Source organism: Sphingomonas zeicaulis (genome assembly GCF_050433225.1).
Lineage (GTDB): Bacteria > Pseudomonadota > Alphaproteobacteria > Sphingomonadales > Sphingomonadaceae > Sphingomonas_D > Sphingomonas_D zeicaulis.
In genome coordinates this window covers 617,700-633,634 of record NZ_JBNPXQ010000002.1, presented here as the reverse complement: position 1 = coordinate 633,634, position 15,935 = coordinate 617,700, and the positions used below count along the sequence as shown (strand labels likewise).

The window sequence follows — 15,935 nt, the reverse complement described above, 5'->3', positions numbered from 1 at the left end:
CGGGTAATTTCACTTTTGTTTCGTCGCTGTTGCCAAAGGGCAACAAACACCGATTGACGCGTTGCGGCAAACGCGCAAACTTCCTCCATCGCCTCGGGAAAAAGGCACGCCGGCAAACCGGCATTCTAGGGGGTTAACAATGTCGACGATCAGTTCGATCAACCAGCGCGGCTATCGCCGGCTGGGTTACTGCCTGCTGCTTGCCTCAACCGCGATCGCCTCCGCGGCGCAGGCGCAATCCGCGCCTGCGACGGGCGATGGCGACGACATCATCGTCACCGCCTCAAAGCGCGAGGAGAATTTGCAGGACGTGCCAATTGCGATCACCGCGCTCGGCACCGAGAAGCTCGAACGTCTGCAGATCGCCGATTTCGACGATTATGCACGGTACTTGCCCAATTTGTCGTATCAGACCGCCGGCCCCGGCTATTCGATCGTCTATTTCCGCGGCCTTTCGAGCGGCGATAATGGCAATCATTCGGGCTCGCTGCCCTCGGTCGGCACCTATCTGGACGAGCAGCCGATCACCACGACGACCGGGGCGCTCGACCTTCACCTCTATGACATCGCCCGCGTCGAGGCGCTCGCCGGGCCCCAGGGTACGCTCTACGGCGCCAGCTCACAGGCCGGCACGATCCGGATCATCACCAACAAGCCCGACACTTCGGGGTTCTACGGCGCCGCCGATGTCGAGGTGAACACCGTCCGCAAGGGCGGCATCGGCTATGTCGGCGAAGGCTTCATCAACGCGCCGCTCTCCGAGAAAATCGCGCTCCGCGTCGTCGGCTGGTACGACAAGGATGCCGGCTATATCGACAATGTACCGGGCACCCTGTTCTTCCCGACATCCGGCATCACGATGAACAATGATGCCTTCGTCGAGAAGGACTATAACGATGTCGAGACCTATGGCGGCCGCGCGGCGTTGAAGATCGATCTTGACGAAGACTGGACGATCACGCCGCAGGTTATGGCGCAGAAGCAGAAGAGCCATGGCTTCTTCGCGGTCGAATCCGGCCTCGGCGACCTGCAGGTCCAGCAGTTCAACCCCGAATTCAACAATGATCGCTGGTGGCAGGCGACGCTGACCCTCGAAGGCAAGATCGGCAACTGGGATGTCACCTATGCCGGCGGCTATCTGCGCCGCAAGATCGACGGTGCTTCGGACTATTCCGACTATGCCTATTTCTACGATCAGATCGCCGGATACGGCGCTTATTTCTACGACAACAACGGCGATCCGGTAAACCCGAACCAGTATATCCAGTCGCGCGACCGCTTTACCAAACAGAGCCACGAGCTGCGTTTCGCATCACCGGCAGATGGCCGGGTGCGCTTCATCGGCGGCCTGTTCTACCAGCGCCAGACGCACAACATCGAACAGAATTACATCATCGACAATATCGCCGATTCGATCACCGTGCCCGGCACGGACAGCAACATCTGGCTGACGAAGCAGCTTCGCGTCGATCGTGATTATGCGATCTTCGGTGAGCTGAGCGCCGACGTGACCGACAAGCTTACCGCGACGATGGGCGTCCGCATCTACAAGTTCGACAACACCTTGTTCGGCTTCTTCGGCTTCTCCGATGGCTACAGCAGCCGCACCGGCATCTCGCAATGCTTCCGCCCGGCCGAGCTCGCCGGCACCCCTTGCACCAACATTGATCAGCGCGCGAAGGATACCGATTTCCTCCACAAGCTGAACCTGACCTACAAATTCACCGACGACGCGCTGGTCTACGGCACGATCTCGCGGGGCTTCCGCCCCGGCGGCCCCAATCGCCGCGCCACACGCCCGCCTTTCGAACCCGACTTCGTCGAGAATTACGAGGTGGGCTTCAAGACGACCTGGCTCGACAAGAAGCTGCGCGTCAACGGCGCGCTCTATTATATCGACTGGACCAACTTCCAGAACTCGGCGCTCGGCCTGAACGGGCTGACCGAGATCGCTAACGCGGCCGACGCACGGATCTACGGTGCCGAGTTCGACATCTATGTGAATCCGTTGCCCGGCCTCACCATCACTGCGTCGGGATCCTATACCGATGCTAAGACGACGACCGACTTCTGCTCCTTCCCCAACGCGGCGCGGGATTGCTCGCTCCCGGGGCCGGGCGGCGAAGAGAACAGCGTGGAGGCACCCGCCGGCGTCCGCCTGCCGCTGACCGCGAAGTTCAAGGGCAACCTCGTCGGCCGCTACGAGTTTGCGGTGGGCAGCACCGTGCAGGCGCACGTCCAGGGCAGCATCACCTATGACGGCCGTCGCCGGTCTGACCTCCGCCCGTTCGAGGAGTCGATCTACGGCGCGCTGCCCTCCTACGACACCGTAGACCTCAGCACCGGATTGACCGACAAGCGCTGGTCGATCGAACTGTTCGTGCGCAACCTGTTCGACACCCGCGGCCGCGTCGGCAACTCAATCCAGTGCCTGGAACCGGTCTGCGGCGACATCGACAATGTCACCGACAGCGGCGGCAAGATCTACACCTACCTCACCCAGCCGCGGACGATCGGCCTGAAGCTGGGCACCAAGTTCTGACGCTAAGACACGCCTACCCCGGCGCCGCCCGCCGGGGTGGGCGTGTGTCCCACTGAGTTTCGGGGGGTGTGAGTTCTGGGGACACAATACTAAACTCGGGTCAAGCGGCGGCGATCTATTTCGTATTACGTTCCCGAAACTCTCGCGTAGCGGAATGCCCCGGTCTCCCCGAGGCAGGGCCTGAATCCTCCGCTTGACGAACCCTTCCCACCACCGGATCGTGCGCCATGACCAGCCCGGCCCCGCCTGCCACCGCCACGCCGCAGGGCGAGCGCAGCCTTTCGCTCGCGCTGTGCATCGCGCTGGTCATGGGCAACATGATCGGGTCGGGCGTGTTCCTGCTGCCGGCCGCGCTCGCTCCCTATGGCTGGAACGCCGTAGCCGGCTGGGCACTGACCATCGCCGGCGCGATCGCCCTCGCCTACACGCTGGCGCAACTCACCGTCGCCCGCCCCGAGGCGGACGGGCCGACCGGCTTTGTCGAGATCGCCTTCGGCAAGGTGCCGTCCTTCCTGATCGGCTGGAGCTATTGGGTCAGCATCTGGACCGCCAATGTCACCCTCGCCGTTGCGGCGGTCAGCTATCTTTCAGCCTTCGCACCGGAGATCGGCCGCACACCCTATCTGCCCGCCCTGCTCGCGATCACATTGGTCTGGGCGGTGACGCTGATCAATCTAGGCGGCGCGCGGTCCGCCGGACTGTTCCAGCTCGGCACCACCATCCTCAAGCTGGTCCCGCTCGCGGTGGTGCTCGTCATCATGGGCGTCCTGCTCGCGACGCGGGGGAGCGCCGCGGTGGCGCCCTTCCCGGCCGAAGGCTTCCAGGCCCACGCAGTCACCGCTTCGGCGGCCTTCACCTTGTGGGCGCTGCTCGGCTTCGAAAGCGCCTCGGTGGTCGCTGCCAAGGTCGAGAACCCGCAACGCAACATCCCGCGCGCGACCTTGATCGGCACCTTGCTGACCGGGATCATCTATCTGGTCATCTGCTCGGGCGTGGCGCTGATGCTGCCGGCGGACGTGGTGGCGGGCTCCGACGCGCCGTTCCAGATCTTCGTCGCGCGCTACTGGGCCGCTGGCCCCGCGTTGCTGATTGCGCTGTTCGCCGCGATCAGCACGATGGGCACGCTCAATGGCTGGGTGCTGCTGCAGGGCGAACAGCCGCTGGCGATGGCGCGGCGCGGCCTGCTGCCGGCGTGGTTCGGCAAGACCCGCGCCAATGGCACGCCGACGCGCGCGCTGTTGGTGTCGAGCGTACTCGCCAGCATCTTCGTGCTGATCAATTCGAGCCGATCGATGAGCGACCTGTTCGCCTATATGGCGCTGCTCTCCACCTCGGCGACGCTGTGGCTCTACCTCGCCTGCGCCGCGGCCGCGCTGAAGCTGCGCGTCGCCATCCCGATCGCTGCCCTCGGCGGAGTCTATGCGCTCTGGACGCTCTATGGTGCCGGCATCTGGGTGAGCGGCCTCAGCCTCCTGCTGATGGCCGCCGGGCTGCCACTCTACGGGTGGGCGCGGCGCTCAGCCGCGGCGCAGCAGCCGGCCGAATAGCGAGCGATCCGCCAGCACCTCGCGTGCGGCATTATGCCCCGGCGCGCCGGTCACGCCGCCGCCCGGATGGGTGCCCGCGCCGCACATGTAGAGCCCCTTCAGCGGGCCGCGATAGGCGCCGTTGCCCAGCACCGGCCGCGCCGACCAGAGTTGGTCGAGCGACATGTTGCCGTGCATGATGTCGCCGCCGACCAGCCCGAACTTGCGCTCCAGCCCCTTGGGGCTGAGCTTGGTCATCCCCAGGATCGACGCGCGGAAGCCGGGTGCCGCCGCCTCGACCGTATCGATGATCGCGTCCGCCGCCGCATCCTCCTCGGCATCCCAGTCGCGCCCATCCGGTAAGACCGGCGCGAACTGCTGGCAGAACAGGCTGGCGACATGGCCGCCCGGCGGCGCGAGGCTGTCGTCGACTGTCGAGGGGATCAGCATCTCGACGATCGGCGCCTTGGACCAGCCATGCGCCTTCGCGTCGATGAACGCCTGATCCATATAATCGAGCGTCGGCGCGAGGATGATGCCGGACTGGTGATGCTCCCCCGGCTCGGGCAGGCAGGTGAAGCGTGGCAGTTCGGAGAGCGCCACGTTCATCCGGAAGGTGCCCGATCCCGCCTTGAAGCCGCGTGCGCGGCGGACGAACTCCGGCCCCAGATCCGCCGGATCGATCATCCGCTCGAACAGCAGTTTCGGCCCGACATTGGCGATCACCGTGTCGGCGGCGATCTCCTCGCCGCCCTCCAGCTTCACGCCGACCGCCTTTCCGCCATCCACCAGGACGCGCGCTACCGGCGCCTCCAGACTGATCTCGACGCCGGCCTCCTCGCAGACCCTGGCCATGATCTGGGTGATCGCGCCCATCCCGCCGACGCTGTGGCCCCACGCGCCCTTCTTGCCGTTGACCTCGCCGAACACATGATGGAGCAGCACATAGGCGCTGCCCGGCGTATCGGGGCTGGCATAGTTGCCGACCACCGCGTCGAAGCCGAACGCCGCCTTCACCGCCTCGCTCTCGAACCAGCCGTCGAGGAAGCTGCGCGCCGACTTTACGAACAGGTCGAGCACGTCGCGCTGCTGTTCGATCGGCATCTTTGCCAGCCGCCGCCCCTGCCGCGCGCCGTCGATCAGCGTCTTGAGGCCGTCGCCGACATTGGGCGGGCTCTGCAGCGCGAGATCGCGCAGCACTTCGGCAACATTTTCGAGCGCGTCATAATAGGCCGGCAGCGTTGCGGCATCGGCGGTGCTGAAGCGGCTGAACTCCGCCTGCGTCCGCTCCAGCCCGCCGCCGAGCTTGAGATAACCGCCATCGGGCTGTGGCAGGAAGTTGGAAATCGGCCGCTCGATCACGCGATAGCCATGATCGACCAGCTTCATGTCGGCGATGACCTTGGGCTGCAGCAGGCTGACGGTGTAGCTCGCCACCGAGTTGCGAAAGCCGGGATGAAACTCCTCGGTCACCGCCGCCCCGCCGACGACATCGCGCCGCTCGACGATGCGCACCTTGAGGCCCGCACGGGCGAGATAGAAGGCGCAGACAAGGCCGTTATGCCCGGCCCCGATGATGAGCGCGTCGTATTTCATCACTTGCTCCACCCCGCCTGCGGCGCCTCATGCAACCGCGATTCCGGTATCAGGTCCCGTACCTTCCGGCAGAATGCGCGCAGGCACACCTCGCTCTCGCCGAGCGGCCCGACCGTGAAGCTTCGCGACATCATCCCCTCCTGCACCCGCGCGATCAGCGCCGTATCCTCGGCATTGACCTCGCGATTGATCCGCCAGTTCAAATAGCGCGCCGCCTTCATCTCGCGCCGATCGTCCGGCAGCGCATAGCTGATCTCGCGGATCAGCGTTTCGGTCGGCGAGACCGGCAGGAACTGCATGAAATCCACCTGGTCCGGATAGATGTCGAACGCGACATTGGGCCACAGCTTGAAATAGAGCCACAGCCGCTGATGATCCTCGGGCAGATGGTCGACCCGCGGCAGCACGCGCTGGTACATCCGCTCGGAGAGGTTGGCGGAAGGGCGGTCGATCAGCGCCCCCCACATCCGGTCGACATGCTCTTCCGCCTCGATGCCATAGCCCTTGCCGAACAGCCGGGTGAGGCCGGGATGCGCGACCGGGATGTGCAGCCCATCCGAATAATTGTCGGCGACATTCTTCCAGTTCACCGGGCGCGGCCGCAGCGTGACCCGGCCGATCGCGCGCATCTCTTCGAAGCGGTAGGGCGCGACGCGCGCCTCATAGGGCGCCATCATCTCGGCGACGGACGGCCCGCCGCCCTCCAGCCGCACAAAGACGAAGCCCTGCCACGTCTCCAGTTCCACCGGCACCAGCCCGCTCTTCGCCATGTCCAGCGTGCTATAGTCGCGGCGGCTGGGCACCCCGGTCAGCCGGCCGTCGAGATCATAGGTCCAGGCATGATAGGGGCAGACCAGTTTCTTCGCGCAGCCGGAGGCGCCATCCACCAGCCGCGAGCCGCGATGGCGGCAGACATTGGTAAAGGCGCGCACGGCCAGATCGTCGCCACGGATGACGATGATGCTCTCGCCGAGGAAGTCGAGCGTGTGCCAGTCGCCGACGCCGGCGATGTCGCTGACATGGCAGACCACCTGCCAGCTCGGCCGCATCACTTTTTCCATCTCGACCGCAAAATATTCCGGGTCGCGATAGATCCACGCCGGCAGGCTCCAGCCCTCGTCGGGATCGATGTTCGGGCGGGTGGCGGTGGAAAGGCTTTGCATGGCGGCACTCCTTGTTATACGATCGTATAGCAAGAGGACCGCGTTCGCAATGAGCTTGTCGCACCACCGCGCTGCCTTCACCCGTGAGGATGCGGAGACTCGCCGGCTGGCGCTGATCGAGGCGTGCGCGGCGTGCCTCGCCGAACAGGGCATTGCCGCCGCCTCGGTGCGGACGATCTGCGCACGCGCCGGCGTTTCGCCCGGGCTGTTGCGCCATTATTTCGACGGCATCGATGCGCTGGTCGCAGCCACCTATCGCCACGTCACCGCGACGGTGAACGCGGCACTGGCGGCCGCGGTCGCCGCCGCCCCGCCCGAGCCCCGCGCGCGGCTGATCGCCTACACGACCGCCAGCTTCCGCGCCCCGATCGCCGATCCCGCGCTGCTCGCCACCTGGATCGCGTTCTGGAGCCTGGTGAAGACCGACCCCGCCATCGCCGCGATCCACGCCGAAACCTATGGCGGCTATCGCGACGCGCTGGAGGCGCTGCTCGCCGAATGCGGCGTGCCCGCGGCCGATCGCCACGGCACCGCGATCGGCCTGACCGCGCTGGTCGACGGGCTGTGGCTGGAACTGACGCTGGACCCGGCGAGCTTCTCCGCCGACCAGGCGAGCGCGCTAGCCGTCAGGTGGGTGGATGCGCTGCTGGGGGGCTGAGCAATGCTACTTTGCCCCCAGCGTCCGCAGCACGCTGTCCCACTGGTCCAGCGCCCCGCCGATCCCCGCCACCGGCGCCCGCTCGTTGAGCCCATGCGCGAAGCCGTCCGCATCGCGCATGAACAGGCTGGCCACGCCATAGCTGGGCACGCCGAGCACGCGGAAATAGAAGCTGTCGGTGGCCCCGCCGGACATGCTGGGGATGATGTCCAGCCCCGGATGGCGCGCGCGCACGGCGGCGGTCACCGCGCCGACAACGTCCGCACGCAGCGGCGAGGCGTCGCTCGCCACCGGATCGTCGATCGTTTTCACGCTTGCCTCCTCGCCCGCCAGTTCGGCGAGCTTCGCCCGCACCTCTTCCACCGGCACGCCGGGGAAGATCCGGCAGTTGACGTTGGCGGTGGCGCGCTGCGGCAGCGCGTTGCGGGCATGGCCGCCATTGATCTCGGTCGCGACGCAGGTGGTGCGGATCTGGCCGACGAATTCGGGGCGCGCCGCGATCACCGCCGCCGCGGCCTTGTCGGTCGGGTTCTCGGCATAGCGCCGCATCGCGTCCCCCACCGCGCCGCCGATCCGGCCGCTGCGCGCCTTCAGCGAGGCGCGGGTCAGCTCGTTCGCCTGGTCGGGAAAGTCGTAGGCGTCGATCCGGTCGAGGATGCGCGCCATCCGGTAGATCGGGTTGCCGTCGGTCGGCGTGCTCGAATGGCCGCCGGCATCGGTCAGTTCGATCGCATAATCGGCATAGGTCTTCTCGCCCGCCTGCAGCCCGTAATAGAGCGCGGTCTTGCCGTCCTCGCCCAGCGTGCCGCCACCGCCGTCGCCGTTGAGCACGATCTCCGCATTGCGATACTTCTGCGCGAGCACGCGCGTCGTCGCCATCCGGGTCTCCTCGTCGCCGGTCAGCACCAGCACGATATCGCGCTTCGGTTTGAACCCCGCCGCCTTCAGCCGCGCCATCGCGACCACCATCATCGAGAGGTCGTATTTATTGTCCTCGGCACCGCGACCGAAGATGTAGCCGCCTTCCTCCACCGCGACGAACGGGTCGCGCGTCCAGTCCGCGGGCTTGGCCTCGACCACGTCCATATGCGCCAGCAGCACGATCGGCTTGGCGCCCGGCGTGCTGCCCTTGAGCGTCGCCTCCAGCGTCGCGGTACCCTCCACCGGCGTCACGATCACGTCGCTGTCGGCATAACCGGCTCGCTTGAGTACCGATGCAATATATTGCGCATAGGCGACGGTCTGCCCCCGGCCTTCGACGGTCGGGAAGCCGATGCCCTTCATCAGCACCTCCTTCGCCTGCGCGACATCAGCCGGGCCGGCCTTCGCCATGGCCATCGCGGGGGAGACGAGCGCGGTCAGGGCGAGCAGCATGCGGATCATCGGCGAGCGTTCCTGTCGAAGGCGTTTCCCGATTACAGTAGAACGGCGCCGCGGCGCGTCAACGCGGGGGGAAAGAGCGATGAAAAAAGGGGTTTTCGGGGTGCTGGCGGGGGTGGCCGCGATGCTGGCGACGCCCGCAGTGGCGGAGACGGTCTACGTCCGCGCCGGCCGACTGGTCGATGTCGAGAAGGGGCAGGTGCTCACCGACCGCCGCATCCGCATCGAGGATGATCGCATCGCCGCGGTCGAGCCCTGGGCGCCGCCGCCCGCGGGCGCGACCGTCATCGACTGGTCCGGCATGACCGTGCTGCCCGGCCTGATCGACATGCACACCCACCTCGCCGACTGGGGCCAGACCAGCAATGTCGCTGAGCCGCTGCTCCACAGCGCGCAGGAGATCGCGCTGGTCGGCGCCGAAAATGCCCGCAAGACGCTGCGCGCGGGCTTCACCAGCGTCCATGATGTCGGCTGTTTCCGGGCGTTCACCGACGTCGCGCTGCGCGACGCGATCAATGCCGGGCGGGTCGAGGGGCCGCGGATGAACGTGGTCGGCGCCTATATCACCGTGCCCGGCGGCGGCGGCGAGGTCACCGGCTTCGCGCCCGACGTGCAGGTGCCCGCCGACATGCGCGTCGGCGTAATCACCGACGCGAAGGAGGCGAAGCTCAGGACCGCCTATCTATTCCAGCACGGCGTCGACAGCATCAAGATGATCGCGACAGGCGCGGTGCTCGCCGAGGGCACCGAGCCCGGCGAACTGGAACTGAGCGAGGAGGAGATGCGCGCGGTGGTCGCCGAAGCCGCCAATCGCGGCGGCTATGCCACCGCCCACGCGCATGGCGCGGAGGGCATCAAGGCCGCGATCCGCGCCGGCGTCCGCTCGATCGAACATGCCTCGCTGATCGATGACGAGGGCATCGCGCTCGCCAAGGCGAAGGGCGTCTGGCTGGTGATGGACGTCTATAATGGCGACTATATCGAGGAGGTCGGCCGCAAGGAGGGCTGGCCCGAGGGCTATCTGCGCAAGAATCGCGAGACGACGGACCTGCAGCGTGTGGGGTTCCGCAAGGCGGTGAAGGCCGGCGTCCACATCGCCTTCGGCACCGATGCCGGGGTCTATCCGCACGGCCTCAACGGCCGGCAATTCGCCTATATGGTCCGCAACGGGATGACGCCGATGCAGGCGATCCAGGCGGCGACGGTGGAGGCGGCGAAGCTGCTGCGCTGGGAAAAGGATGTCGGCGCGGCCAGCCCCGGCCACTTCGCCGACCTCGTCGCGGTGGCGGGCGACCCCATCGCCGACATCCGCCTGCTGGAGCAGGTCGGGCCGGTGATGAAGGGCGGCAAGCTCATCCGCTGACCACCGCCCTTCCCCACAGTTTCACCCTGTTTTCCCCTCTAGCGCACCCGCCGGCGCTTGATCATGCGCAGCGTCGGCCAGTCGCTCTTGTCGATCCGGCCGGCGAGCCGCATGCCCTGCCGGCGATAGGCGTCCGCCACCGCATCGGCCTGCGTCTGCAGCAGCCCAGCGAGGATCAAGGTGCCGCCATCGTCGACCGCGGCGGCGATCTGCGGCGACATCTCGATCAGCGGCCCGGCGAGGATGTTGGCGATCACCAGTTCATAGGGCGCGCGGCTGATCAGGCGGCGATGCTCCAGACCGTCCGCGACCATCAGGTCGAGCTGGCCGGGTCCGCGGCCGAGCGGCACGGCGTTGGCGACGGCGTTCTCGCGGGTGACGTCGATCGAGATCGGGTCGATGTCCGACGCGGTGGCGCGCGCCAGCGGCCAGAGATGCATCGCCGCGAAGGCGAGCAGGCCGGTGCCGGTGCCGAGATCGAGCAGTGAGCGATAGACCTCGCCGCGGCGGCGCATTCCGTCGAGCATCTCCAGGCAGCCCGAGGTCGTGTGGTGCTGGCCGGTGCCGAAGGCGAGGCCGGCCTCGATCAGGAAGGCTTTAGCGCCCGGCGGAACCTCACCGGCGTTGGTCGAGGTGTGGATGTAGAAGCGACCGGCGCTGACCGGTTCGATGCCCGACTGGCTCATCGTCACCCAGTCGGCGGCGGGCAAATGCTCGAGCACCGGCTTGGTGCCGGCGGAGGAGGGCGCGAGCGCCGCGACCATCGCGATCGTCTTAGCGTTGGGCTTCGTCTCGAAATAGGTGACCAGTTCCCAGTCGTCCGGCCGGTCCTCGTCGGGCTCGGTGACCATCAGCACCGGCGGCGGTTCGAGCATCGCCAGCGCGCCGATATCCTCCGCCACCGCGTCGGCCTCGGCGCGGGTGCAGGGCAGGGTCAGCTTCCAGCTATCAGCGGACATAGCTCGCTCCATTGATGTCGATCGCAGCGCCCGTCATCGAGGCCGGTGCCTCAAGCGCCAGATAGCGGATCGCCGATGCGATCTCCTCGGGATCGGCGACGCGGCCGAGCGGGATGTCGGCGAGCAGCTTGTCGCCGCCGCGGCTGGCCAGATAATCCTCCGCCATCCCCGTCATCGTGAAACCGGGGCAGACCGAGAAGGCAAGGATGGCTTGCCCGCCATAGCCGCGCGCGATGCTCTTGGTCATGCCGACCATGCCCGCCTTGGAAGCAGCATAGTGCCAGTGCGCCGGGCTGTCGCCGCGATAGGCGGCGCGGCTCGCGACATTGACGATGCGGCCGCCGCCAGCGCCCTGGAAATGGCGCACCGCCAGCCGGCAGAACTGCGCCGCGGCCGTGAGGTTGATCGCCATCGTGCGTTCCCACGACGCCAGCCAGGCATCGTCGTCGAGGTCGAGCGGCGCCGCTTCGAAAACGCCGGCATTGTTGACGAGCACGTCGATGCGGCCGCCCGCCGCGTCCAGCGCGCGCTGCCACAGCGCAGGCGCGATCGCGGGATCGGACAAATCGCCGGCGGCCGAGCCGTAGGCGATCACGGTGGCGCCGGCCGCTTCGAGCGCCGTGCGGGCCGCGGCGCCGATCCCGCGGGTGGCGCCGGTGAGAAGAATATTCGTCATTCGGCGCGTCTAAAGGCTCCGGCCCGCGGGCGGAAGGGGCGGTTGCATCACGGCATCGTTCGGTTAAAGGGGACGCGCAAATAACAAAGGGCCACCAGCTATGGCGCACAAGGCGGCGCGTCCACTTTCACCGCATCTCAGCATCTGGAGATGGGGGCCGCACATGTTGGTCTCCATCCTGCACCGGGTCACCGGAGACGGCATGGCGATCGTCGGCGGGCTGCTGTTCATCACCTGGCTGACGACCGCGGCGATCGGCAAGGAATGCTATGACGGCTTCCTGTGGCTGCTCACCGGTTTCGCGGGTGGCGCGCTGGGCTATATCGTGGGCATCGGGCTGACCTGGTCCTTCTTCGAACACATGCTGTCGGGCCTGCGCCACTTCGTGCTCGATACCGGCGCCGGTTACGAACTGAAGACGAACAAGAGCTGGGCGCAGGCGATCGTGATCGCCGCCCCGATCCTGACCGCGCTGGTGTGGTCCTACTTCATCTTCGGTCGCTGAGGAGAAAGCAGATGGGAACGGGAACCGGTATCGGCCGCGTCCGCGGGCTTGGCTCGGCACGGCATGGTGTGCAGCACTGGCTGCAGCAGCGGCTGACCGCGGTCGGCAACCTGGTGATGGTGCTGTGGCTGATCTTCTCCTTCATGCGGCTGCCGTCGCTTGATCATGCGATCGTCACCGGCTGGATCGGCAGCCCGCTGGTCGCGGTGCCGCTGATGCTGATGACGGTCAGCGTCTTCTGGCACCTGCGCCTCGGCCTGCAGGTGTGCATCGAGGATTATGTCCACGAGGAAGGAACCAAGGTGTTCACCCTCGTTCTGCTCAATTTCTATGCGATCGGCGGGGCTGCGCTCGCGCTGTTCTCGATCGCCAAGATCGCCTTCGTGGGAGTTCCGGCCTGATGTCCGACACGAACAACACCGGTCCGGCCTACCAGATCATCGACCATATCTATGACGCGGTGGTCGTCGGTGCCGGCGGCTCGGGCCTCCGCGCGACGATGGGCTGCGCCGAGAAGGGCCTGCGCACCGCCTGCATCACCAAGGTGTTCCCGACGCGCAGCCACACCGTGGCCGCGCAGGGCGGCATCGCGGCGAGCCTGGGCAACAACACGCCGGACCACTGGACCTGGCACATGTACGACACCGTCAAGGGGTCGGACTGGCTGGGCGATCAGGACGCGATCGAATATATGGTGCGCGAGGCGCCGGCCGCGGTCTACGAGCTGGAACATGCCGGCGTGCCGTTCAGCCGCAACGACAATGGTACGATCTACCAGCGCCCCTTCGGCGGCCACATGCAGAATATGGGCGCCGGCCCGCCCGTGCAGCGCACCTGCGCCGCGGCGGACCGCACCGGCCACGCCATGCTTCACGCGCTCTACCAGCAGAGCCTGAAGTATGACGCCGACTTCTTCATCGAATATTTCGCGCTCGATCTGATCATGGAAGACGGCGCGTGCAAGGGCGTGATCGCGCTCTGCATGGAGGATGGCAGCATCCACCGCTTCCGCAGCCACGCCGTGGTGCTGGCGACGGGCGGATCGGGCCGCACCTATTTCTCGGCCACCTCGGCGCACACCTGCACGGGTGACGGCGGCGGCATGGTGCTGCGCGCGGGCCTGCCGCTGCAGGACATGGAGTTCGTGCAGTTCCACCCGACCGGCATCTACGGCGCGGGCGTGCTGATCACCGAGGGTGCGCGCGGCGAAGGCGGCTACCTGACCAACTCCGAGGGTGAGCGCTTCATGGAGCGCTACGCCCCCTCCGCCAAGGATCTCGCCAGCCGCGACGTCGTGTCGCGCTCGATGGCGATGGAGATGCGAGAAGGCCGCGGCGTCGGTAAGAATGGCGACCATATCTTCCTGCACCTCGACCATATCGATCCCAAGGTGCTGGCGGAGCGCCTTCCCGGCATCACCGAGACCGGCAAGATCTTCGCCGGCGTCGATCTGACGCGCCAGCCGCTGCCGGTGACGCCGACCGTGCACTACAATATGGGCGGCATCCCCTGTAACTATCACGGCGAAGTCGTGACGTTGCGCGACGGCAACCCGGATGCGGTCGTCCCCGGCCTGTTCGCGGTCGGCGAGGCGGCGTGCGTTTCGGTGCATGGCGCCAACCGCCTCGGTTCCAACTCGCTGATCGACCTCGTCGTGTTCGGCCGCGCCACCGGCTTCCGCATCGCGGAACTGGTGCAGCCCAACAGCAAGCATGGCGCGATCGTGAAGGAAGCAGACGAGAAGGCGATCGCGCGTCTCGATCATTATCGCAACGCCAAGGGCGGCACGCCAACCGCGAAGATCCGGCTCAACATGCAGCACACGATGCAGAAGCACTGCGCCGTGTTCCGCGACACCGAGCTGCTGCGCGAGGGCCTGGGCCTGATCGACAATGTCTACGCATCCCTGCAGGACGTGGGCATCACCGATCGCTCGCTGATCTGGAACACCGACCTGATCGAGACGCTGGAGCTGGACAACATGTTGCCGCAGGCGGTGGTGACGATGCACTCGGCTGCGAACCGCAAGGAAAGCCGCGGCGCGCACATGCACGAGGATCACCCCGAGCGCGACGACGTGAACTGGATGAAGCACACGATTTCGTGGTTCAACAAGGGCCAAGTCACGCTCGATTACCGCCCGGTGCACGACTACACGCTCACCGACGAAGTCGAGTATATCAAGCCGAAGGCGCGCGTTTACTAAGACGCGACACCGAAGGGTCTGGGAGAGGGGAGCGGTTTCGCTCCCCTTTTTTGTGCGTTCGACCGGGCGTTACGCCGCGGCGGCTTCCGCCTTCTCGACGCGCCGCGCCAGCCGCGCCGAAACGATCGCCGACACCATCAGCTGGAGCTGGTGATAGAGCATCAGCGGCAGCAGCAGCGCACCCGCCTCCGGCCCAGGAAACAGGATGCGCGCCATCGGCGCACCGGTCGCGAGGCTCTTGTGCGCGCCCGAGAACAGCATCGTCGCGCGATCCTCATCGCTGAAACCGAGCAGCGCGCCGAGCCCCCAGGCGCAGGCGAAGGCGATCGCCAGCATCACAGCGACCACCGCGACGAGCATGGCCAGTTCGACGCCAGTCACCCGGCTCCACAGCCCACCCGTCACCGCCTCCGAAAAGGCGACATAGACCGCGATCACGATCGTGGTGCGATCGAGATAGAAGATCAAAGCCTTGTTGCGCTGCGCCCAGGCCTGGAGCCAGCGCCGTGCGAGCTGGCCGAGCGCGAAGGGCACCAGCAGGATCATCACGATCTTGCCGATACCGCTGACATCGACGCCACCGCCGCCCTGCGTGGTCTGGAGAGCGCTGGCGAGCAGCCCGACCAGCAGCGGCGCCAGCACCACGCCCGAGATGTTGGAGACCGCCGAGGCGATCACCGCCGCGGTGACGTTGCCGCGCGCAATCGAGGCATAGGCGATCGACGACTGCACCGTCGTCGGCAGCACCGCCAGATAGATGAGGCCGAGCGCGAAGCCCTGGCCGAGCACGCTGCCGGTCAACAGCGAGGCCCCCATGCCGAGCGCGGGCATGAAGACATAGCCGAACAGGAAGATGGCGAGTTGCAGCTTCCAGCGGCGGAACCCGTCGACCACCGCCTGCGGTGCGATCTTCACGCCGTGCATGAAGAACAATGTCACGATCGCCGCGGTCGAGATGTTGCCGATCGCATCGAGCATCACCCCCTTGGCCGGCAGCAAGGTCGCGACGACCACCGTCGCGAGCAGCACGAGGATGAACTTGTCAGGGATGATGCGGTTGATGGCGGCGAGCATGGCGCCAGCGATTAGGGCGCCGGGGGGATAGGGACAAGGGTGGGGCGGTGCCCAAATTCTTGGCGCGGGGCGCATGGGACGCTCTTCCCTCGCCCCTTTGGGGAGAGGGACAGGTCCGCGCAGCGGAGCAGAGAGAGGGTAAAGTCGCGCTAACAGGAGGTTCAGACGGAAAGGCTCCGATAGTGAGTGCTTGACCTTACAAGGCTTCACGCTCGGCGCGACTTTCCCTCTCCCCGCCCCTCTCCCCGAGGGGCAAGGGGCGCGCGGCGGCAGCCCCTTTTCCGACA

Annotated in this window: 13 protein-coding genes; 7 read left to right on the top strand and 6 right to left on the bottom strand. The window is 66.6% G+C overall.

What is annotated here, in order from left to right:
• Positions 1-139: 139 nt before the first annotated feature.
• Both FHS96_RS12035 and FHS96_RS12030 read left to right on the top strand, forming a co-directional pair.
• Entirely contained in the window at positions 140-2,542 is a 2,403-nt protein-coding gene (locus FHS96_RS12035; RefSeq protein ID WP_429591326.1) for a TonB-dependent receptor, read from the top strand.
• A 227-nt stretch (positions 2,543-2,769) separates the two neighbouring features.
• Positions 2,770-4,089: an amino acid permease gene (locus FHS96_RS12030; protein ID WP_429591323.1), complete on the top strand. Its 1,320-nt coding sequence runs from the start codon at positions 2,770-2,772 to the stop codon at positions 4,087-4,089.
• Here FHS96_RS12030 and FHS96_RS12025 read toward each other — a convergent pair.
• Positions 4,060-5,664 carry a phytoene desaturase family protein gene (locus FHS96_RS12025; protein ID WP_429591320.1) on the bottom strand — a complete coding sequence of 535 codons (1,605 nt, stop codon included), beginning with the start codon at positions 5,662-5,664 and terminating at the stop codon, positions 4,060-4,062. The genes FHS96_RS12030 and FHS96_RS12025 overlap by 30 nt on opposite strands.
• Positions 5,664-6,827: an aromatic ring-hydroxylating oxygenase subunit alpha gene (locus tag FHS96_RS12020; RefSeq protein ID WP_429591318.1), complete on the bottom strand. Its 1,164-nt coding sequence runs from the start codon at positions 6,825-6,827 to the stop codon at positions 5,664-5,666. Before FHS96_RS12020 ends, FHS96_RS12025 begins: the two co-directional genes overlap by 1 nt.
• Before the next feature lie 49 nt (positions 6,828-6,876).
• Between FHS96_RS12020 and FHS96_RS12015 the strand changes: the two genes are divergently transcribed.
• Positions 6,877-7,485: a TetR family transcriptional regulator C-terminal domain-containing protein gene (locus FHS96_RS12015; RefSeq protein WP_429591315.1), complete on the top strand. Its 609-nt coding sequence runs from the start codon at positions 6,877-6,879 to the stop codon at positions 7,483-7,485.
• 6 nt (positions 7,486-7,491) lie between these two features.
• On the opposite strand, the gene FHS96_RS12010 is transcribed toward FHS96_RS12015, so the two are convergent.
• Entirely contained in the window at positions 7,492-8,868 is a 1,377-nt protein-coding gene (locus FHS96_RS12010; protein WP_429591312.1) for a M20/M25/M40 family metallo-hydrolase, read from the bottom strand.
• A gap of 79 nt (positions 8,869-8,947) precedes the next feature.
• On the opposite strand from FHS96_RS12010, the gene FHS96_RS12005 reads away from it, so the two are divergent.
• A complete protein-coding gene (locus FHS96_RS12005; RefSeq protein WP_429591309.1) occupies positions 8,948-10,228 on the top strand; it encodes a Xaa-Pro dipeptidase in 1,281 nt (426 codons plus the stop codon).
• A gap of 38 nt (positions 10,229-10,266) precedes the next feature.
• Here the strand turns inward: FHS96_RS12005 and FHS96_RS12000 are convergent, their stop codons facing one another.
• Both FHS96_RS12000 and FHS96_RS11995 read right to left on the bottom strand, forming a co-directional pair.
• On the bottom strand, positions 10,267-11,187 hold the full coding sequence (locus FHS96_RS12000) for a 50S ribosomal protein L11 methyltransferase (protein ID WP_429591306.1): 921 nt from the start codon (positions 11,185-11,187) through the stop codon (positions 10,267-10,269).
• Positions 11,177-11,863: an SDR family NAD(P)-dependent oxidoreductase gene (locus FHS96_RS11995; protein ID WP_429591303.1), complete on the bottom strand. Its 687-nt coding sequence runs from the start codon at positions 11,861-11,863 to the stop codon at positions 11,177-11,179. Before FHS96_RS11995 ends, FHS96_RS12000 begins: the two co-directional genes overlap by 11 nt.
• Positions 11,864-11,963: 100 nt before the next feature.
• Here FHS96_RS11995 and sdhC point away from each other — a divergent pair, with 100 nt between their 5' ends.
• From sdhC to sdhA, 3 genes are read left to right on the top strand one after another with little or no spacing between them, the layout of a single operon-like run.
• Positions 11,964-12,368: a succinate dehydrogenase, cytochrome b556 subunit gene (sdhC, locus tag FHS96_RS11990; RefSeq protein ID WP_429591300.1), complete on the top strand. Its 405-nt coding sequence runs from the start codon at positions 11,964-11,966 to the stop codon at positions 12,366-12,368.
• Between the two features lie 11 nt (positions 12,369-12,379).
• Positions 12,380-12,769: a succinate dehydrogenase, hydrophobic membrane anchor protein gene (sdhD, locus tag FHS96_RS11985; RefSeq protein ID WP_429591298.1), complete on the top strand. Its 390-nt coding sequence runs from the start codon at positions 12,380-12,382 to the stop codon at positions 12,767-12,769.
• Positions 12,769-14,574 (top strand): succinate dehydrogenase flavoprotein subunit, encoded by a 1,806-nt coding sequence (sdhA, locus tag FHS96_RS11980; protein WP_429591295.1) that lies wholly within the window; start codon positions 12,769-12,771, stop codon positions 14,572-14,574. Before sdhD ends, sdhA begins: the two co-directional genes overlap by 1 nt.
• 69 nt (positions 14,575-14,643) lie before the next feature.
• Here sdhA and FHS96_RS11975 read toward each other — a convergent pair whose 3' ends face one another.
• On the bottom strand, positions 14,644-15,648 hold the full coding sequence (locus FHS96_RS11975) for a bile acid:sodium symporter family protein (RefSeq protein ID WP_429591292.1): 1,005 nt from the start codon (positions 15,646-15,648) through the stop codon (positions 14,644-14,646).
• Positions 15,649-15,935: the final 287 nt, after the last annotated feature.